We start from the raw sequence: 21,940 nt of genomic DNA, 5'->3' as shown, positions 1-21,940 counted from the left end.
ATCGAGACACCATGTATCCAGCAACCGATGAGTGACCCGCCCCGGATGCGACCCATGTGACGTCATGACGCCGGTGCCTGTGATTTGATAGGGCAGAAATACTCCAAAATCGATTCCTTCTCGCTTTGTTCGACACTGGTCCGCCAATGGTGCCAGGATCCGGCCGGGTTCGTGGGTTTCGGCTAAACCTGTGGGCTCGACGCGAGAGGACTGTAGTACTCGAATGGATAGGGTTCGTCGCACTGTTCGAGGTCGAATTCGCCGCAGATCGAGTAGCCCGCTCTTCATGCAGTTGTTGGCCGCGGCGGTCGAATCCGCGGCCGACTCGATCGCGATCAGCTACAACCCGACCGGCGAACCGGCTGATCAGCGCGAACTCACCTACACGCAGCTGGACGAGTCCTCATCGCGACTGGCACGGGAACTGATCGAGCGGGGCGTGGGCCCCGGCGACGTCGTTGCCGTCGGCTTCACCCGCTCGATCGAATCGGTGCTGGCTGTATGGGCCATCGCCAAGACCGGTGCGGCCTACGTGCCGGTCGACCCCACCCTTCCGCCCGAGCGCAGCGCATACATAGTCGCCGACTCGCGGGCGGTGCTGGGGCTCACCGACTCTACGCATCACTCGCGGCTCGGCACCGAGATCTACTGGCTCGACATCGATGATCCGCTGCACCGGGAGCGGATCGCGGCACGACCCGGCCATCCGATCTCCTACGTCGATCGGGTGGGGACACCGACCGAACAGCATCCGGCCTACGTCATCTACACCTCCGGCTCCACCGGTCGCCCGAAGGGCGTTGCGGTGACCCACGCCGGTCTTGCGATGCTGGTCAACGCTCAGCGAGAGCGTTATGCGGTCGATGGCGATTCGCGGGTGCTGCACGTTTGCTCGCCGAACTTCGACGTATCGGTGCTCGAACTGCTGCTCGCTTTCAGTTCCGGTGCGACACTCGTGGTGTCCCCGCCGACGGTGTTCGGCGGCGCCGAACTGGCCGAGCTGCTACGTCGTGAGCGTGTCACGCACATGCTGATCACGCCCGCGGCGCTGGAGTCGGTGGATCCGGTCGGACTCGACGCGTTGCGGGTCGTTGTCGTCGCGGGTGATGCGTTCGGCCCCCGGCTGGTCGAGCGGTGGGCGGTCGCCGGGCGGTCGTTCTACAACGCTTACGGGCCCACCGAGGTCACCATTCTCGCCACTGAAAGCGCCGAGTTGGTGCCTCGGCAGCCGATCACCATCGGTACCGCCCTACCGGGAGTCGGTGCGGTGGTGCTGGATTCGCGGTTGCGGCCGGTACCCACCGACGTGATCGGCGAGCTCTACCTTTCCGGCCCCGCGCTGGCGCAGGGCTACCTCGGGCGGGCGGCGCTCACGGCGGAACGATTCGTGGCCAATCCGTTCGGCGGGGAAGCCGGTTCTCCTGGCGTACGGATGTATCGCACCGGCGATCTGGTGCGGCGCCGCATGGTCGATGGCGCGATCGAATATCTGGGCCGCTCGGATTTCCAGGTCAAGATCCGCGGCTTCCGTATCGAGCCAGGTGAGATCGACGCCGCACTGACCGCTCATCCCGAAATCGAATACGCCGCGACTCTCGGCAAGCTCGCGCCCTCGGGCGCGACCGTACTGGTCTCCTATGTGCTGCCACGCAACGGCATTTCCATCGACGCCGGAGAACTCCTGCGCTTCGTCGCAGGCTCATTGCCCGGCCATATGGTGCCGTCCGCGATCGTTGTGCTCGACGAGATCCCCTTGTCCGCCAATGGAAAGCTCGATCGGCAGGCGTTGCCCCAGCCGGTGTTCGAGGCGGCGGTGTCGCGTGCTCCGGTGGGCGCCGTGGAATCCCGGCTCGCCGAGTTGTATGCCCAAGTGCTCGGTGTGCGGGTCGGGGCGGAGGACTCGTTCTTCGCCGCCGGTGGAGACAGCATCCTATCGATCCAGCTGGTGTCGCGGGCCCGTGCGGCAGGGCTACTGTTCACCCCCCAGGATGTATTCGAGCAGCGCACCGTGGCCGGGTTGGCCCGGGTCGCTGTGATCGGTGCCGAATCCGCGCCGAGGCTCGCGGAGTTGCCCGGCGGCGGTGTCGGGGAGATTCCGTTGACACCGGTGTTGGCCGCCCACCTCGTCGGAGGGAGGTCGTTCGGCCGGTTCACCCAGCAGATGGTGCTGGCCCTACCCGAGCACATCGACCGGTCTGGTTTGGTGGCCACGCTCGCCGCGGTGCTGGACCACCACGACATGCTGCGCGCACGGGTGTGGTCTGTCGACGGGCGATGGGAGCTGCACACTCTGCCGCCGGGCGCGGTGGACGTGGACGCGCTGCTCACTCATATCGACGTGGCCACGGGACTGGACACCGATGCGTTGTGCGTAACCGCCAGTGCGGCAATGGATTCCGCCCTCGCTACGCTAGATCCGGCATCGGCCCGGATGATCGCCTGCACCTGGCTATCTCGGCCGGACGGCCGGGATGCGCTGATCATCGCCGCGCATCACTACGTGATCGATGGCGTGTCGTGGCGCATTCTGATCTCGGACTTGGTGACCGCGTGGGCGCAACGCGACGGTGGACATCGGATCGCCCTGCCCGGCGTCGGCACGTCGTTCCGGCGGTGGGCACACGGTCTGGTCGAGGCGTCGACGGCCGCGGACCGTACCAGCGAGCTGCCGTACTGGCGACAGGTTCTGACCGTCACCGATCCGCTATTGGGCGCGCGGGCACTCGACCCGGTCGTCGACACCGCGGCAACGGTGCGACATTTCACCGTCACGGTGCCGGCCGAGGTCACCCACGCGGTGTTGACCGAGTTGCCGACGCTGTATCGCAGCGGGGTCAACGACGGTCTGCTCGCGGCGTTGGCGCTGGCGGTGCGCTCGTGGCGGGCGATAAGAGGGGTCGATGCCGCGGCCACACGAATCCGGCTCGAGGGCCACGGTCGTGAAGAAGCCGCCGTCGCCGGCGCCGACCTGAACCGCACTGTCGGCTGGTTCACCAGCATGTATCCGGTGGTGCTCGATCTGTCCGGCATCGACGCCGACGCCGCATGGAACACCGCCGACGCGACCGCGGCGATGCTCAAGACGGTGAAGGAGCAACTGCTCGCGGTGCCGCAAAAGGGCATCGGTTTCGGCATGCTGCGTCATCTCAACACCGATACCGCGGGCCAACTCGGCGGTGCACTGGGCCAGATCGGTTTCAACTATCTCGGTCGGATTTCCGCGAGCGACGTGCCGGAATCGCTGACGGATCGAAGTTGGCTGCCGACCGCCGACTGGGGCGCCCCGGAAGCCGACCAGGATCGGGCGATGCCCGCAGCCGCCGTGGTGGACATCAACGCGATCGTTACCGATACCGACGCGGGCGCGCAGATGAACGCGTCCTTCGCGTACGCGTCCGAGATCCTCGACGAGGCCTGCGTGCGGGAGCTGGCCGAGTACTGGGTCGCCGCACTGACCATGCTTGCCGGACATGTACACGATCCGGCGGCCGGTGGCCTGACGCCGGCGGATGTCCCGCTCGTGCGAATCACCCAGAGTGAACTCGATATCTGGCAGCGGGAGCACCCGGGTCTGCTCGATGTCCTGCCGCTGTCGCCCCTGCAGCTCGGATTGCTTTTCCTGACACAGCTTTCCGACGATTCGGCAGATCCCTATCTGCTGCAGTTGGCGGTGGAGTTGTCCGGCGTGATCGATCTGGATCGGCTGCGGCGGGCGGCGCAGGCGATGTTGGATCGGCATGTGATCCTGCGGGCCGCGTTCCGAACTTCGGCCGAGGGCACCCCCGTCCAGGTCGTTGCCGAGGGTCTGGCGGTCCCGTGGCGGATCGTCGACACATCCGACACCGATCCGGCCTCGCTCCTGGCCGCGGAAGCACGTCTCGGGTTCGATCCGACGGTGGCCCCATTGCTGCGCTTCACGGTGTATCGCACGAACTCCGGACGCGTGCATCTGGTGTTGACCGCGCATCACATCCTGTTGGATGGCTGGTCGATGCCGTTGCTGATGAAGGAACTGCTGGTTTCCTATGCGGCCGACCGTGATTCGACGCCGCTGCCGCGAGTCAGGCCGTATCGGGACTATCTCGCCTGGTTGGCGCGCTACGACCGCGACGCTGCCTTGCAGACGTGGCGCGCAGCGCTGGCAGATCTGACGCCGACTCGACTGGCCCCCACGCTGCCGCCGCCCACGACGGCCGCCGACGGCCACGGGGTCTGCGCGGCCGAACTGTCACCTGCCGAAACAGCGGAGCTGCTCGCGTTCGCTGCCGCAGCCGAGGTCACCGTCAACACGGTAATCCAGGCGGCCTGGGGTCTGGTGCTCGCGGCCTGTGCCGGCGGCGATGATGTCGTATTCGGCGCGGTGGTTTCCGGGCGGCCGCCGCAGGTCGACGGGGTCGACGAAATGGTCGGCCTGTTCGCGAATACCGTCCCGGTTCGGGTTCGGTTCGACTCCGATGCGCCGGTGCGGCAACTACTGATTCGGCTTCAGTCCGAACAGGTTTCGTTGCTCGACTGCCATCACATCGGGTTGGCCGATATTCAGCGCGCCGCTGGTGCGGATGAGTTGTTCGATTCTCTGGTGGCCTTCGAGTCGTATCCCGTCGACACCGATGGTTTGCGGCAGGCCCACGCGAGCATCGACGGGCTGGAGATCGTCGATCTACAAGGTCGCAACTTCACGCACTATCCGGTGGCTGTAGTGGTCGAGTTGGGCACCCAACTGCATGTACAGGTGCAGTACCGGCGCGACATGATCACCACCGCGACCGCGCAGGCGCTCGCCGCGCGGTTGCGGGTGCTGATCGGTGAATTCGTCGCGGCGCCGGAGCGCACGCCGGCGGAAATCAATCGGTTCTTCGATGATCGCGGCGATCTGATCTCGCAGACGCGCTACTGGCGCACCGCGCTCCAGGGTCTGCCGGATGAGCTGAACCTGCCCACAGATCGCCCACGGGTTGCGATGCCTTCCCTTGCGGACTCGTGCGTCGAGTTCGAGATCGGTGCGGATCTGCGGCACCGGCTACACCAGCTTGCGCGGACACGCGATACCACGGTGTTCACCGTTGCACACGCGGCATTCGCGGTACTACTTGCGCGACTATCGGGGACCGATGACATCGCGATCGGCACCCCCGCCGAAATAGCCGGAGCGGTCGACACCGTGGTACTGCGCACCAGGGTGCCGGGTGGAATCTGCTTCGATGATCTGCTCGCGAACGCGAAAGACATTGCCCTACAGGCATTCGCACGAGCAGACCTGCCGTTCGACGAGTTGGTGGCATTGCTCGATCCGGCCCGGTCACTGGCACAGGTGATGTTGTCCGCCGGTGCTCGGACTCCGGTCGCACGCAGGCCGTTCGATCTATCCCTGCACATTCGAGAGAACCCGGACAGCGCCCGCATCGCCGCGAACCTCTCTTTCGCGAGCGATCTGTTCGACCGGCGCACCGTGGAGATTTTCGCCGAACGATTCCTCCGGCTGCTGGCGGCCGCCGTGCACCGCCCTGGGGACCCGATCGGTGACCTGCCGTTGCTCGGGGATGACGAATTGGCCCTGCTGACCCGGGTCGACGACGATGACGCGCGGGAACCCCGGTTGCTGCCCGATCTGCTGACTCGTGGAGTCGCCTTGGGCAGGGACCGGGTTGCGGTGCGATACCGGGGTCGGTCGATCAGTTATGGCGAACTCGACGAACAGTCGTCGCGGCTGGCGAGAGTCTTGATCGATCGAGGTGTCGGTCCCGAACTGCCGGTCGCGGTGTCACTGCCCCGCTCCTACGAGATGGTGCTGGCGGCAATCGCGATCGCCAAGGCCGGCGGTGCGCACCTACCGGTCGACCCGGCTCATCCCGCGCATCGGGTGCGGCACATGCTGACCGATTCCGGCGCGGCCCTGGGCATTACCGGCTCCGACCAGGTCGACCGGCTGCCCGATGAGGTGGATTGGCTGGTGCTGGACGCACCGGCGACGGCGGTGTTGTGCGCCGGCAAATCCGCCGACACGGTTACCGATGCGGAGCGGATCGTGCCGTTGCGGACGCAACATCCGGCGTATGTGATCTACACCTCGGGCTCGACAGGCCTACCCAAGGGAGTCGCCGTAACCCATGGCGGGTTGAGCGATCTGGTCGATCATTCGGTCGGCCAGTACTGCCTCGAGCCGCACCACCGGTACCTACATATCTGTTCGCCGAGTTTCGATCCGTCGGTGATGGAATGGATGTGCGCGTTCTCGGTGGGGGCGACGTTGGTGGTCGTGCCCTCGGATGTCATGGGCGGAACGGAACTCGGTGAGTTGCTGCGGACCGAGGGGGTGACGCACACGATCATCACTCCGGCGGTGCTCGGCACGGTCGATCCGGCCGCTGCGGACCGGATGGAAGTGCTTTTCGTGGGTGGGGATGTGCTTACCCCGGAGCTGTTGGCCAAGTGGCAGCCGGGCCGCCGGTTGTTCAACGCCTACGGTCCGACCGAGGCGACGGTCATGTCGTCGAATGTGGAACTGGTTGCAGGGCAGCACATCACGGTCGGTAAGCCGATTCTGGGTAGCTCGGCGTTCGTGCTGGACTCGCGATTGAATCCGGTACCGCCCGGAGTTACGGGTGAGCTGTATCTGGCCGGCGCCGGGTTGGCTCGCGGCTACTGGCACCGTGCCGGGTTGTCCGCGCAGCGGTTTGTCGCCAATCCCTGGGGTGGGCCGGGTTCGCGGATGTATCGCACCGGCGACCTCGTGCGCTGGTACGCGGCCCCGGAGCAGCGGGCAGGCAATCTCGCCGTTGCGTCGGCGGATTGGCAGCTCGACTATGTCGGTCGCGCTGATTTCCAGGTGAAGGTCCGTGGTTTCCGTATCGAGCTCGGCGAGATCGATACCGTGCTCGGGCGACATGCCGATGTCGATTTCGTGGTCACGCTGGGTCGCGAAATGCCCGGTGGTGCAACGGTATTGGTGTCGTATGTGCGGGCGACGCCGGGACGGGTCGTGGATCCAGCCGGGCTGCGAGAGCATGCGGCGGCAATCCTGCCGTCGCATATGGTGCCCACGGCGATTGTGGTGCTGGACCGGGTTCCGTTGACTTCGAATGGAAAGCTGGACCGTAAAGCGCTGCCGGAGCCGGTGTTCCCGATGTCTGCGTCGCGTGCTCCGGTCGGCACGGTGCAGGCACGGCTTGCCGAACTCTTCGCGCAGGTGCTGGGTGTGGAGCGGGTCGGGGTGGACGATTCGTTCTTCGCGGTCGGTGGTGACAGCATCATGTCGATCCAGTTGGTGTCGCGGGCCAAGGCGGCGGGGATGGTGTTCACCACGCGAGATGTGTTCGAGCAGAAGACCGTCGCGGGGTTGGCTCGTGTTGCCGTGGTCGGTGCGCAGTCGGCGGCGGTTTTGGCGGAGTTGCCCGGCGGTGGTGTCGGCCCGGTTCCGTTGACCCCGGTCCTTGCTTGGTTCCTCGCCAACGGTTCGTTCGGTCGGTTCGCCCAGAGCATGGTGCTCGGTTTGCCGGAGGGTATCGATCGCGCGGGTGTGGTGGCCACCGTCGGTGCGGTGCTCGATCATCATGATGTGCTGCGCTCGCGGGTGTGGCAGGTGGACGACTCGTGGCGGTTCGAGGTATCGGCTCGTGGCGCCATCGAGGTCGACGCGCTGGTGGCCGAGATCGAGGTGCCCGCTGGTATCGACGAGGCCGAGCTGAACCGGATTGCCAACGCGGCCATGGATTCCGCGCTGGCCAGGTTGGATCCCGCTGCGGGCCGGATGATCACGTGCACCTGGCTGCGCAGGCCCGACGCGCGCGACGCTGTCGCGGTCGCGGTCCATCACTATGTGACCGATGGTGTCTCGTGGCGCATCCTGATCCCGGATCTCGTACTGGCGTGGGCACAGCGCAGCGCCGGGCAGCCGGTGGCATTGCCCACCGTCGGCACCTCCTTCCGGCGCTGGGCGCACGGTTTGGTGGAAGCGGCTGCCACACCGGACCGTGCCGAGGAACTCGGTTATTGGCAGCGGGTTCTGGCCACACCGGATCCGCTGCTCGGCACGCGCGCCTTGGACTCGGTCGCCGATACCTTCCAAACCAGGGGTGTGTTCGATATCCGGGTTCCGGTCGAGGTCGCCGACGCGGTACTCACCAAGGTTCCCGCGCTATACCAGGGCAGTGCCAATGACAGTCTGCTCGCCGCGCTCGCGATGGCGGTGCGTTCCTGGCGGGCGCGCCGCGGTATCCATGCTCCGGTCACTCTGCTGCGACTCGAGGGGCACGGGCGCGAGGAAGACGCGATACCCGGCGCCGACCTGACCCGCACTGTGGGTTGGTTCACCAGCATCAGTCCGGTGGCCATCGACCTGTCGGGCACCGACACCGAGGCCGCCCTCGCCGGTGGCGAGGCGACCGCCGCAGTGCTGAAATCGGTGAAGGAGCAACTGCTTTCCGTACCGGATCGAGGCATCGGTTTCGGCCTGCTTCGGCATCTGAATCCGGATACCGCCGACGCGCTGGCTGGTGATCTCGGGCAGATCAGCTTCAACTACCTCGGCCGCGTCTCCGCGGCCGCGGTGGCGGACATCGGTTCGGATGCGGGCTGGTTGCCGACCGGTGACCTGGGAACCGTTGCCGCTGAGCCGAATCCGGACCTGCCACTGTCCGCGGTGATCGATATCAACACGATCGTCAGCGATACCGAGGATGGCCCGCGGATGGTGGCGTCGTTCGCCTTCGCCGCCGCCATCCTCGACCAAGCGGCGGTGCGGGAGTTGGCCGAGGACTGGCTGGCCGCGCTCACCGCGATCGCCGACCACTCGAAGGATCCGGCCGCCGGCGGTCTGACTCCGTCGGATGTGCCGCTGGTGCGGGTCTCCCAGGTCGAGTTGGACCAGTGGCGGCGGAACTATCCCGGCCTGTCGGATGTGCTGCCGCTGTCACCGCTGCAAGGCTCGTTGCGGGTGCTCATCGAACTACTGGACGGTTCGGTCGACGCCTACATCATCCAGCTGGCGGCGCGGCTGACCGGCGAGCTGGATATGGGCCGGTTGCGCCGCGCCGCGCAGACGATTCTGGACCGGCACGCGAACCTGCGGTCGGCCTTCGTCCCCACCGCCGACGGGACGTCGGTGCAGCTGGTGGTGGACGGGGTCGAGGTGCCGTGGCAGGTTGTCGACGGCGTGTCCGAGGCCGAGCTGCCGGACCTGCTGGTCGCCGAGCGGCGACGCGGATTCGATCCGGCGGTGGCGCCGCTGCTGCGATTCACGGTGTACACCAACGACTCCGGACACCAAAAATACAGCCACCTCGTGTTGACCGGACACCACATCCTGCTCGACGGCTGGTCGATGCCGCTGTTGATGAAGGAGCTGCTGGTTCTGTACGCGACCGGCGGCGACACATCGCTGCTCGCACCGGTCCGGCCCTACCGCGACTACCTGCGCTGGCTCGCGCAGCAAGACCGGGAGGCCGCGGCGCGCGCCTGGTCGGAGATGTTGACCGGCGCCACCGCGACCATGCTCGCCCCCGAACTGGCATGGCCCGCACCGGCCGGCGACGGGTTCGGCGTCCGTGAATTCGATCTGTCGACCGCACAGACCTCGGCGCTCACCGCGTACGCGGCTACGGCCGAGGTCACCGCGAATACGGTGATTCAGGCGGCGTGGGGTCTGGTCGTCGCCGCTAGCACCGGACGCGACGACGTCGTCTTCGGCGCCACCGTCTCCGGCAGACCACCGCAACTCGACGGTATCGGCGACATGATCGGCCTGTTCGTGGATGCCATCCCGGTACGAATCCGATTCGATCGCGGCACGACGGTGCCGACCCTGCTGGCGGGTTTGCAGGCCGAGCAAGCGTCGCTGTTGGACCATCACCACCTCGGACTCGCCGCGATCCAACGCCTCGCGCACCCGCTGCACTCACCCACCCCACCGACTACGCAGGCTCCCTCGGCTGCCATCCCGCTGTATTCACCCACCCCGCCGACTACGCAGGCTCCGTCGGCTGCCACCCCGCTGTATTCACCCACCCCGCCGACTACGCAGGCTCCGTCGGCTGCCATCCCCCGTGACGAACTGTTCGACACGATGCTGGTCTTCGAGTCCTACCCGGTCGACGCCGAGGGGCTACAGCAGGCCGGCGGCGCCATCGACGGGTTGCGGATCGAGCAAATGCGCGGGGCCGACTTCACGCACTATCCGATCACCGTTGTGGTCTTCCTGGATACCCGGACGCTGGTGCAGGTGAAGTACCGGCGCGATATCGTCGCCGACGAGACGGCGCGGGCCGTGGCCGATCGGCTGCGCAGCGTGCTCAGCGATCTGCTCGCGACACCGGACCGTACCGCCGCCGATATCGCGCTGCTGTGCGCTACCGAATTGGACGACCCGATAACCAGATCTCGATACTGGCGCACGGCATTGGCGGGCTTGCCCGATCGACTGGAGCTGCCAACAGACCGGCCGCGCACGGCGGTGCGGTCCGATGTCCGTGGGCAGGTGGAGTTCTCGGTGCCGAACGAGGTACACCTGGGTCTACGACGGCTTGCGCACACGGCGGGCGTGACATGGACCGCGGTGGTGCGCACGGCATTGGCGGTAGTGCTCGCGCGGCTCTCTAGCTCCGACGACATCGCGATCGGCACTCCGGCGCCAGGTGGCCATCGAACCGAGTTGGTGCTGCGTCACCGCGTGGATCGGTGCGCGCGCTTCGCCGACCTACTACCGGAGGCACACCAGCGTGAGCTGCAAGGGTTCGCGCACGCCGGTATTCCGTTCGACGAATTGGCCGATCTGTTGGGAGCGCGACGGTCGCCGGATCGACATCCCCTGTTCCAGGTGGCTCTGTCGTTCCAGAGTCCACCGGATGCGGTCGGGGATCTGGCACTGTCGATCTCGGCCGCGGATGGTGACTCGGACCGGATACACGGCGAGCTGTCTTTCGCGCGTGATCTTTTCGATGACGGTACGGCGCAGATGTTTGCCCGGCGGTTCGTTCGGATGCTGGCGGCGGTCGTGGACGAGCCCACGGCACAGGTCGGCGATCTGCCGCTGTTGATCGACGACGAATACGAGCAGCTGACCCGAATCCGCAGCGGCGCTCCGGCTACCGTCGGGATGCTGCCGGATCTCCTGTCCCGCGGCGTCGGATTCGGGCGTGATCGAGTCGCGGTACGCGACGCGGGGCGGGCGTACACCTACGGTGAGCTCGATGAGCTGTCGTCGCGTCTGGCGCGCGTGCTGATCGATCGAGGTGTCGCGCCGGAGACAGTGGTTGCGTTGGCGATGCGACGTTCGTACGAGATGATCGCGGCGGTATGGGCGGTCGCCAAGGCGGGTGGCGCGTATCTGCCGGTCGATCCGAACTATCCGGTGGACCGGGTGCGGCACATGGTGGCCGATTCCGGTGCGGTGGTGGGCATTACAGTTGCTGAGCAGGCAGGGCTGCCCGACACGGTGGATTGGCTGGTGTTCGACGATCCGGCATTGCTCGCGCGCTGCGCCGCCCACACGGCGGCCGCGGTAACCGACGCGGACCGTCGCGCGCCACTGCGCATGTCGCACCCGGCCTATGTGATCTACACGTCGGGGTCCACCGGATTGCCCAAGGGGGTCGCCGTCACCCACGCCGGGCTCGGTGGACTCGTCGGCCACACTGTCGACCTGCTCGGACTCCGGCCGCAACATCGGATGCTGCATGTGTGTTCGCCGAGTTTCGACCAATCGGTCGAGGAGTGGTGCAGCGCCTTCTACAGCGGTGCCACCCTGGTTATCGCCGCACCGGATATCGTCGGCGGCAGCGAACTGCATGACCTGCTGCGCGGCGAACGGGTGACCCATACGATCATCACTCCCGCGCTGCTCGGCACCGTCGATCCCGCCGGTCTGCACGACTTGGCGGTGGTGTCCGCAGGGGGCGAGGCCACCACTGCCGAACTGCTGGCCAGGTGGCAGCCGGGTCGCCGCTTCATCAACGGATACGGTCCGACCGAGGCAACCATCGGTGCAACGTATACGACTCTGCTCGCGGGACAACGGATAACGATCGGAGGTCCGGTACCCGGCGGGTGGGCGGCGGTGCTCGATGAGCGGTTGCACCCGGTGCCCGCAGGTGTCATCGGTGAGCTGTATCTGGCGGGCCCGGCACTCGCCCGCGGCTATCACGGCCGTTGCGGCTCGACGTCGGGACATTTCGTCGCGAATCCGTGGGGTCCGCCGGGCGACCGAATGTACCGGACCGGTGATCTGGTCCGATGGGTCGAGGTACCGGCTGCCGCGACTACCCGTTGGGAGTTGGAGTACCTGGGCCGCACAGACTTCCAGGTGAAGGTCCGCGGCTTCCGCGTCGAGCTCGGGGAGATCGACGCGGTGCTTACCGCGCACCCCGACGTGGACTACGCGGTGACCCTTGGGCGCGAAAACCCCAGCGGGACCACGATTCTGGTGTCGTATGTGACGGGCCGGTCGCTGGATCCGGATCAACTGGCGCGGTGGGCAGCGCGGAGCCTGCCTTCGCATATGGTTCCCACGTCGGTCGTGGTGCTCGACCAGATTCCATTGACGGCGGTCGGCAAGCTCGACCGAAATGCCCTCCCCGAGCCGCAGTTCGCGGTGCGCACCTACCGGGAACCGTCGACAGTCGCGGAGCAAGCCGTGGCCGCGGTCTTCGCTGAGGTGCTGGGCATCGAGCGGATCGGCGCCGACGACAATTTCTTCGAGTTGGGCGGCAATTCGCTGCTTGCCACGCGGGTGACGGCCCGCCTCGGCATGGCGGTGGATGCCCGTGTTCCGGTGCGTGTGCTGTTCGCCGCGCCCACCATCGCGGGTTGCGCGCGGGAGGTGGCCGAGCTCACCGGTACCGGGAGGCGCCGCGCCCTGGTGGCGGGCCCGCGGCCGGACCGTATTCCGCTGTCGCCCGCCCAGCAACGGATGTGGTTTCTCAACAGGTTCGATACCGAGTCGACCGCCTACAACATTCCTGTCGCGATCCGTTTGACCGGCGATCTGGATATCGCCGCGCTGGCGCAGGCTTTCACCGATGTCGTTGTGCGCCATGAGATCCTGCGAACGGTGTATCCGCAGCCTGCAGTGGATGAGTCGGGTGTAGCGGATCCGGTGCAGGTCATCCTGCCTCCCGCACACTCCGACCTGCCGCGGCTGGAGGTCCGGAACGTCGGCGCCGCTGAGGTCGAATCGGCTGTACTGGAACTGGTTTCGACAACTTTCGACGTGACTGTCGAGGTGCCCGTCCGCGCCGTACTGTTCCGGGTCGCGGACGGTCAATTCGTGCTGGGGATGGTCGTCGATCACATCGCGGGTGACGGCTACTCCGGTGGCCCGCTCACTCGTGATCTGGCCGCGGCATACGCGGCTCGTACGCTGGGGCGGGCTCCGGATTGGTCACCGCTCGCCGTGCAGTACGCGGATTACACGGTGTGGCAACGTGCGTTGCTCGGCAGCGCGGGCCAGCCGGGGTCGCTGGCAGCCGAGCAGATCGCCTACTGGCGGGGCGCCCTTGCCGACCTACCGGATGAGCTGGAGTTGCCGAGAGACCGGCCGCGTCCGCCGGTACAGTCGTTCGTCGGCGGTCGAGTTGAGTTACGCATCGATGCGCGTGCGCATACGGCGCTGACGAAGTTGGCGCGGGCCGAGGGCGCCACGCTGTTCATGGTTGTGCATACCGCATTGGCGGTGTTGCTGGCTCGCTTGTCGAGCACCGACGATATCGCGATCGGTACACCGATAGCGGGCCGCGGTGAGGCGGTGCTGGACGATCTGATCGGCATGTTCGTCAACACACTGGTGTTCCGTACCCGGGTGGACGCGGGTACGGGTTTCACCGAGTTGCTTGCGCGGCAACGCGATATCGACGTCCAAGCGTTCGCCCATGCCGATGTGCCGTTCGAGCAATTGGTCGAGGTACTGAATCCGGTGCGCTCGACGGCGCGGCATCCACTGTTCCAGGTGGGGCTGTCGTTCCAGAATCTGGCCCCGGCCAGGATGGAGCTGCCGGGCTTGACCGTCACGGCATTGGAAACGGATCGACAGCTGTCGCAGTTCGATCTGCATGTGATCATGGCCGACAGCTATGACGAGGCCGGTGTGCCGACGGGTATCGGTGGCTTCTTCACCTACGCCGCGGATCTATTCGACGAGTCGACGGTGCGCGGTTTCGTGGACCGGTTCGTGCGGGTGCTCGATGCCGTGGTCGCGGATCCGCAGGTCCCGGTCGGAGCTATCGACCTGCTCGCGACCGAGGAAAGTACACGGATCCTCACGGAGTGGAATGACACCGCGCACCAGGTGAATACGGCCACCACGTTGGTGTCGCTACTCGATGAGACCGTCGCTGCCACACCGGAGTCGACGGCGCTGGTCGCCGCCGACGGGACTCGGACCACCTACGGTGAGCTGGATGCGCGCGTGAACAAGGTTGCGCGGTACTTGATTTCGCTTGGTGTGGGCCCGGAGTCGCGGGTGGCGTTGGCTATTCGGCGTTCGGTGGACTTGGTAGTCGCGATGTATGCGGTGAGCAAGGCCGGCGGTGTCTACGTGCCGGTCGATCCGGATCAACCCGCGCAGCGCAGCGACTACATACTGGAGACGGTGGCACCGGTTTGTGTGCTGACGAACGCCGATGCGGGTTTCGGGACCAGCGCTGCGCCGGTGGTGCCGCTGGATCGACTGGACCTGTCCGCGGTGGACGCGGCCCCGATCACCGACGCAGAGCGGATCGCGCCGTTGCGCCCCGAGCACGCGGCCTATGTGATTTTCACGTCGGGTTCCACGGGGCGCCCGAAGGGTGTCGCGGTCTCCCACGGTGCGATCGTCAATCAGTTGCTCTGGAAGACAGCGCAATTCGGATTGACCGACGATGACGCGGTGTTGCTGAAAACGGCGGCGACGTTCGATTTGTCGGTGTGGGAATTCTGGTCGGCCGCGGTCTGCGGCGGCCGCCTGGTAATCGCTGCGCCCGACGGCCACCGCGACCCGGGATACCTGAACGAACTGATGACTCGTGAGCGGGTGACCACACTGCACGCGGTGCCATCGATGCTGGACGCATTGCTGACGGGTCGACTGCCGGACTCGTTACGCCGGGTGTTGGCGATCGGTGAGACTTTGCCCGCCGCGCTGGCGCGCCGATTCGCGGCGGTGGCGCCCGATACGTCGCTGTACAACCTGTACGGCCCGACCGAGGCGGCGGTGTCGATCACCAGCCACCAGGTGCGCAGGTTCGATGAACCGGCCGTGCCGATCGGCGGACCGGCGTGGAACAGTCAGGTATACATACTGGATTCGCGGTTGCGCCCGGTTCCGGTCGGCGTCACGGGCGAGTTGTACTTGGCCGGAGGGCAGTTGGCGCGGGGCTACTTCGGTCGCGCTGACCTGACGGCGGATCGTTTCGTCGCCAACCCGTTCCAGCCGGGTGCCCGGATGTATCGCACCGGCGATCTGGTGGCATGGAATGGCGACGGCGAGCTCGACTATCGGGGCCGAACCGATTTCCAAGTGAAGGTCCGTGGCTTCCGAATCGAACTCGGCGAGATCGACGCAGTACTTGCCGCCCATGCGGCAGTGGATTTCGCCGTCACGGTCGGCAGGGAGAATTCCGCTGGGGCAACGGTTCTGGTGTCGTATGTGGTGGCCGCCCAAGACCGGGTGATCGATCCGGATCGGCTGATCCACTGGGCCGCACGGACCTTGCCGTCGCATATGGTTCCCACGGCGATCGTGGTCCTCGACGGTGTCCCGTTGACCCAGGTCGGCAAACTCGACCGCGCGGCACTGCCCGAACCAGAACTCGGGACCCGTGCCTTCCGCGCACCGACAACCGCGCTCGAGACCATGGTCTGCGAGATTTTTGCGGATGTACTGTGTCTGGATCGCATCGGATTGGATGACAACTTCTTCGAACTCGGCGGCAATTCACTGATCGCCACCAAGCTGACCGCTCGGTTGACCGATGCGATGGCCGAAACGGTTCCGGTGATGTGGGTGTTCACCGCACCCACCCCCGCGGGCATCGTCGCGGAGTTGCGTGCGCGCGGCGCAGAGGGCGCCGGTGCCGACGCGGCATTCGATGTGCTGTTGCCGCTGCGGGTCTCCGGCGCCGCCGAGCCGCTGTTCTGCATCCATCCGATCGGGGGTATCGCGTGGTCGTTCGCCGGGCTGGCAGCCCATCTCGATACGGATCGGCCCATTTACGGACTCCAGTCACCCGCGCTGAGTTCGGCGGACCCACTGCCGGATTCGATCGAGGATTGGGCGCGGCACTACGTCAAACACGTTCGTGCGGTACAACCGGAGGGCCCCTACCACCTGCTCGGTTGGTCACTCGGCGGTGTGCTCGCCCATGCCATGGCCGTCCAACTCCAGGACGAGGGCGCACAGGTGGCGCTGCTGGGCATGATGGACAGTCGACTACTCGACACCGCCGCCGCAACCACCCTCGCGGGGATCGAGGTTACGGTGCCAGAACTGCTCGGTGGACTGCTCGGTGATCAAGCCGCGGAATTCGGCCTGGACGAAACGGTGGAATTGTCTCAACTGGCACAGCGGTTGAGCACGCTCCCCGAGCCGTTCGCATCCTTCGGGGCCGCGCGGATCGAACGGGTCGTGGCCGCAGCGATCGGTTCGGCGGCCCTCAACGCGGCATATCGTGCGCGGTCCTTCGACGGGGACCTCGTCTACTTGACCGCGGTCCACGACGATCCGACGGGTTCGGTCGGCGCCGCGACCTGGACGCCCGCAGTAGCGGGTTCCGTACACAACCATCCGGTGGCCACCACCCACTGGCGGATGACCACCGATGCGGCGCTCCGGTGTATCGCGGAGGTCTTGCACGAGTGGTTGTGACGCGACGAGCCAGACGTCGGTTCGCCATCCTGCGCCGCTGGTGACAAACGAGCCGCAGTGGGTGAAAACCATTGGCGCCGTGGAGTGAACGTGGTCTACGGTGCGCCTGTGACTACCGATATACGGGGTTCCTACGATGCACGGTTCGCTGGTGTCGCCGAGGCGCTCGCGGCATCGCTGAACGCCGACGATGTCGGTGCGTCGGCGGCGGTGTACGTGGACGGCGAACCTGTGGTCGACATCTGGGGCGGATATGCCGACGCGGATCGCACGGTGATGTGGCAGGCGGACACCCTCGTCAACGTCTGGTCGACGACCAAGACAATGGTGGCATTGTGCGCGCTCATACTGGCCGACCGTGGCGTACTCGATCTGAATGCGCCGGTCGCCAGGTACTGGCCGGAGTTCGCGGCGGCGGGCAAACATGAAGTGCTGGTACGTCACCTGCTCGGTCACACCGCGGGTCTGCCGGTATGGGACGACCCCGTCACGGCCGCCGACCTGTACTCCTGGCCGACCGTCACCGCGCGTCTTGCCGGACAGTCACCCGAATGGGAACCGGGCACCGAAGGGGGTTATCACTCGATCACCTTCGGCTTCCTCGTCGGTGAGGTCATCGCCCGGGTGACCGGACGCAGCGTAGGCGCATTCTTCGCCGAGGAAGTGGCAGTGCCATTGGGGGCGGACTTCCACATAGGGCTCGGCCCCGAACACGACCATCGCGTCGCAGCGCTCATTCCCGCGCCCGAGGGGGACCGCCCCGAGGGATTCTCGGTCGGAGTGTCCGATGCCAACACTCCGGCGTGGCGGCGCGCGGAGATCCCTGCTATCAACGGTCACGGCAACGCACGCTCAGTCGCCGCAGTCCAGTCGATACTCGCGTGCGGCGGCAGCGTCGGCGGTGTCCGCCTGCTGTCGCAGCCCGGTTGTGAGCGCGTGTTCGAAGAACAATTCCAAGGCCGGGACCGTGTGCTCGAACGGCCGATCCGCTGGGGCATGGGCTATCGACTCGAGGGTCGCACCTGCTCGTGGGGCGGCTGGGGCGGTTCACTGGTTCTGGTCGATTTCGAGCACCGGATGACGGTGTCGTACGTGATGAACCAGGTGCTGTGGACCGACGACAATATGCGAGCCCTGAGCATACTGATCGCCGCCTACGATGCCCTGACAGCCTGACGGCGCATCCGCTCAGGACGGCGAGCACGAAACCGCGAGCCGAGTGGTCGCTGGGCGAATGTGTTGGATCCCCCACGCAGTCGGCCCAGTATCGGCGGCAGGTCGGCGGCGGCGGACATTGCTGGTGCACGCGCGTTCGTCAAGCGAGTTCCCCTGACAGAGTTGGAATTACAGCCGGGACGCGCGCGGCCGAGGACCGGAGGCGTATCGCGGACATGATCGCCTCGGTGGGAGCGTCGCGATTCGCCGAGCCGGTTCAGGTAGTTATGCTGGGAATTTGCGAGATTTCATCTCAGTGTCTGGTCTACTTCTGAGCGATACCTGATCACCTCGCGATGGCAAACGAATACGGTTCAGATCAGCTGGTCATCGCGACTTACCCGGCAGCTGCCCTGCCGGGCTCTGAAACTTGTTCGAGCATCGCCACGAGTTTGCGCAACGCTGTCCAAGGAAGCAATGCGAGCAGGAGACCGGATGGCAATCGCTAGGCGACGTCGTCGCGCTCGGCACTTTGCTGTCCGCGACCGCACCCCCGGGCTAGATCGGCAACCTCACAACGATTAGGAGACCATCCATGCTGCTGTCCAGTTTTCGCCGCGCGTTCGCCATTCCGGTAACCTGCGTACTCGCCGCGACCGGCACGTACTTGGCCGCCGGCTGTGGCAGCCAGCCCGGCACCGACAGCACGGCAGAAAACCATGCTTCGGCTTCGACTCCTGCGTCGCCGCAACGGCCGGCCTTCACCTTCGGCGCCAGCTACGGACCGACCGTTGCCGCCGACCAGGCCGGACATCGATGGGCACCCGCCGCCGCCGCCGCAATCACCCCTGGGATACAGACCTATACCGAGGGCGCGGTCCAATGCACGGCGAACTACGTCTTCGTCGATGACACCGGCCATGTGTACATCGGCCAGGCGGCTCACTGCGCCACCACGGGACTGGTCACCGATACCGATGGCTGCACCGCCGGTAGCCTTCCCCTCGGGACCGCCGTGAGTTTCAACCGCAACTTATCGCCGGTCTCCGGGGCGACGACCACCACCACCGGTCAGCTCGCATATAGCAGCTGGCTGACCATGCAGGAAATTGGTGAGAAGGACCGCAATACCTGCGCCTACAACGACTTGGCGCTGGTGCGCCTCGCGCCGGAGGCCGCCGCTGAAGTCAATCCGAGCCTGCCGCACTGGGGCGGCCCGGTCGGCATCAATACCAGCGGCACGAATGCCGGCGACCGCCTCTACAGCTACTGGAACTCCCTGCTGCGTGGCGGAATCGCCAGCCTGTCCCCTCAGATCGGTGAAAGCAAGATCGACGATATCGCTGCCGGTGGCTGGACCCACGTCTTTATCGCGCCTATCCCCGGCATCCCGGGCGACAGCGGCAGCGCCTTGCTCGACCGCGATGGCTATGCGCTCGGCACTCTGTCAACGCTCGCCATTTCGCTTCCCATCGTCAACAACATCGGTGACATCAGCCACGAACTGGCCTACGCGCGAGCGCATTCCGGCATCTCGGGTCTGCGCTTGGTGCTCGGCACCGAGCCGTTCACGCCGGACCGCTGACCTGCCGATCTCGAATGCGACGACACTGGCCGAGCCGTCTGCACGGCGGCTCGGATCGGCCCACTGGCTTATCCTGCCTCGGGATTCGCTCTAGAATTGCTGAATATCCGACGCTCTACCTGATCGACGGCGATTTTGCACCCGTTGTGTCGAGGGTGCGGTGAGCAGTGCGCGTGGCCGCACGGCGGCCTTGCGCGGAACTTCAACCCGAGGGCGGCGCTCCATGACAGACGTCGATTATTGCGTAGTTGGTGGCGGGTTTGCTGGATTGACGGCCGCGCTGCGGCTGAAACAGGCGGGTCGAACAGTTTCGCTGCTGGAAGCTCGCGACCGGTCCGGCGGGCGCACGTTCACCGAGATGCGCCCGGACGGGGCCTGGATCGATCGTGGTGGCGCCTGGATAGGGCCAGGGCAGAACCGGATCTATGCGTTGATGAACGAGTTCGGGGTATCGAGTTACAAGCAGTACACCGACGGCGAGGCCATGATGGTGGTCGACGGCAAGCAACACCGCTACACGGGCACGATCCCGTGGACGATGAGCCCTTGGGCGGCGATGAACCTCGGTGCGGTGTTTCTCGAGCTGGGTCATATGTGCAAGTCGATTCCCCTCGAAGCTCCGTGGACAGCGAAAAATGCTGACAAGTGGGATCGGATCAGCCTGGCGCAGTGGCTGGATAGCAACACCCTGTCCAAGCCCGCCCATGAGCTCCTCGAGACCGCGATAGCCGGCTGTTACACCTCCGACGCCTCGGAGGTGTCGTTGCTGTTTGTGCTGTACCAGATGGCGTCGGGGGGCGGGCCCGGCTTCGTCTTGGGAGTCAAGGACGCCGCCGAAGATGCGCGACCGGTTGGCGGCATGGGTGCCATCTCTGGTCCGATGGCGGCCGAGATCGGCGACTCGATCCACCTGTCACAGCCCGTCCGGCACATCCATCAGGACGCCGACGGAGTGACGGTACGCTCCGACGAGTTGACCGTGCGCGCACGCCGCGTCATTGTGGCGGTTCCCCTGGCGATTGCGAGCCAGATCCTTTACGAGCCGATGCTGCCGGTCGACCGATCGTTCCTACATCAGCGGATGCCGAGCGGCTCGATCGTCAAGATTGCCGTCGTGTACGACGAGCCGTTCTGGCGTGCGGACGGGTTGTCGGGACAATCGGCCGCACCGGGGTCGCCCGCAACCATCACCATCGATGCCTGCACCGACGCTGGGCGGCCCGGGGTCATGTGTGTCATCACCGAGGGACCCATCGCGCGGCAGATCGGACGACTCGATGAGTCCGATCGAAGGAAAGCGATACTCGGTGCACTCGTGGAGCGGTTCGGTGAAAAGGCCAGCGCCCCCGTCGACTACATCGAGCAGAATTGGAGTGTCGAGCGCTACTCCGGCGGCGGGATGCTGAGTCACGCACCCACCGGTGTCCTCAGCCAATTCGGCCATGCTCTGCGTGAACCGTGCGGCCGCATCCACTGGGCCGGAACCGAGAGCTCTGCCGTCATGTGCGGTTGGGTCGACGGAGCCGTTCGCTCGGGAGAACGGGCGGCAAGTGAAGTGCTCGAGTACGAGACCGCGAGCGCGGTATGACATTCGAGACTCCTCGAGGAGGCTGGCGATGACCGAAAGCCCACGATCGATCGCCGAAGTCCACACAACGCTCCCATCAGGTGAGGAACAGGAGCGATTTTCCGGCTACGGGGTGATGGGGATGCCATTCGTCAGCGGCCACTACTTGGCGCTTCGGCACTTCCCTGCCAGCTCGGTCGGCGCAGGGTACGACTCGGTGTGGCATCGAGACCCGGCCGGCGAATGGGTGATCTACAGCAATATTTCCCCGGAGGCCAGCTGCGCCCGCTATTTCGGCTCAGCCCTCGAAGACGCACGGGTCGAACACATCTCGGTGACGTGGACGGGTCCGTCCGCGTTCACAGTGGAGGTGCCAGACAGGCTTGTGTGGGATCTCGAACTGGGACGATCGGCGGCGACGGCGGCGATGACGGGTCTCGGTCGCATACTGCCCGCGCCTTTGTGGCGACGCCCTGCCGTCCTGGCGCTCATGTCGCGGGTTGCGGGTCCGGCCCTCGGCGTCGGGCGAGTCCGGCTCAGCGGGACGTCCCCGAACGGTCAATGGTTCCGTGCCAACCCGCGGATGCTGTGGACCGTCGAGAACAGTGCTGCACGGATCGACGGCATCGATATCGGTCCTCCTGGGCCGCTGGCCGAGCAGGCGAGGTTGGGTGACTTCTGGCTGCCGCAACGCGGAATGTTCATCGTGGGCGAGGCATATTTCGAGCCATACGATGCGCTGCGCCATCAGGCGGCCCGCTCCAGCTCATGATGACCACGATCAGGACTGCGTGAACCGCTC

At 66.0% G+C, this 21,940-nt stretch carries 5 protein-coding genes; all 5 read left to right on the top strand.

Annotation, left to right across the window (positions count from 1 at the left end; genetic code table 11):
* Positions 1 to 286: 286 nt before the first annotated feature.
* The 5 genes from ACIBI6_RS14775 (at position 287) to ACIBI6_RS14755 (ending at position 21,910) form a co-directional block, all read left to right on the top strand.
* Positions 287 to 16,831 carry an amino acid adenylation domain-containing protein gene (locus ACIBI6_RS14775; protein WP_396956557.1) on the top strand — a complete coding sequence of 5,515 codons (16,545 nt, stop codon included), beginning with the start codon at positions 287 to 289 and terminating at the stop codon, positions 16,829 to 16,831.
* Positions 16,832 to 16,939: 108 nt separating this feature from the next.
* Complete coding sequence (locus ACIBI6_RS14770) at positions 16,940 to 18,007, top strand: serine hydrolase domain-containing protein (RefSeq protein ID WP_396956555.1); 1,068 nt, start codon at positions 16,940 to 16,942, stop codon at positions 18,005 to 18,007.
* Positions 18,008 to 18,581: 574 nt separating this feature from the next.
* Positions 18,582 to 19,571 (top strand): hypothetical protein, encoded by a 990-nt coding sequence (locus tag ACIBI6_RS14765; RefSeq protein ID WP_364345787.1) that lies wholly within the window; start codon positions 18,582 to 18,584, stop codon positions 19,569 to 19,571.
* Positions 19,572 to 19,794: 223 nt separating this feature from the next.
* Positions 19,795 to 21,159, top strand: a complete 1,365-nt coding sequence (locus tag ACIBI6_RS14760; protein WP_396956552.1) for a flavin monoamine oxidase family protein — start codon at positions 19,795 to 19,797, stop codon at positions 21,157 to 21,159.
* Between the two features lie 28 nt (positions 21,160 to 21,187).
* Complete coding sequence (locus ACIBI6_RS14755; protein WP_396956550.1) at positions 21,188 to 21,910, top strand: hypothetical protein; 723 nt, start codon at positions 21,188 to 21,190, stop codon at positions 21,908 to 21,910.
* The last annotated feature ends 30 nt before the right edge of the window (positions 21,911 to 21,940 follow it).

The organism is Nocardia sp. NPDC050412, from assembly GCF_044458825.1.
Classification (GTDB): Bacteria; Actinomycetota; Actinomycetes; order Mycobacteriales; family Mycobacteriaceae; genus Nocardia.
Note: the sequence above shows the minus strand (reverse complement) of the source record. Positions and strands in the feature narration are given on the sequence as shown.

What these genes read in the sequence shown, in the direction of transcription:
- ACIBI6_RS14775 (WP_396956557.1), top strand. Translation starts at nt 287, where the DNA reads ATGCAGTTGTTGGCCGCGGCGGTCGAATCCGCGGCCGACTCGATCGCG.
- ACIBI6_RS14765 (WP_364345787.1), top strand. Translation starts at nt 18,582, where the DNA reads ATGCTGCTGTCCAGTTTTCGCCGCGCGTTCGCCATTCCGGTAACCTGC.
- ACIBI6_RS14760 (WP_396956552.1), top strand. Translation starts at nt 19,795, where the DNA reads ATGACAGACGTCGATTATTGCGTAGTTGGTGGCGGGTTTGCTGGATTG.
- ACIBI6_RS14755 (WP_396956550.1), top strand. Translation starts at nt 21,188, where the DNA reads ATGACCGAAAGCCCACGATCGATCGCCGAAGTCCACACAACGCTCCCA.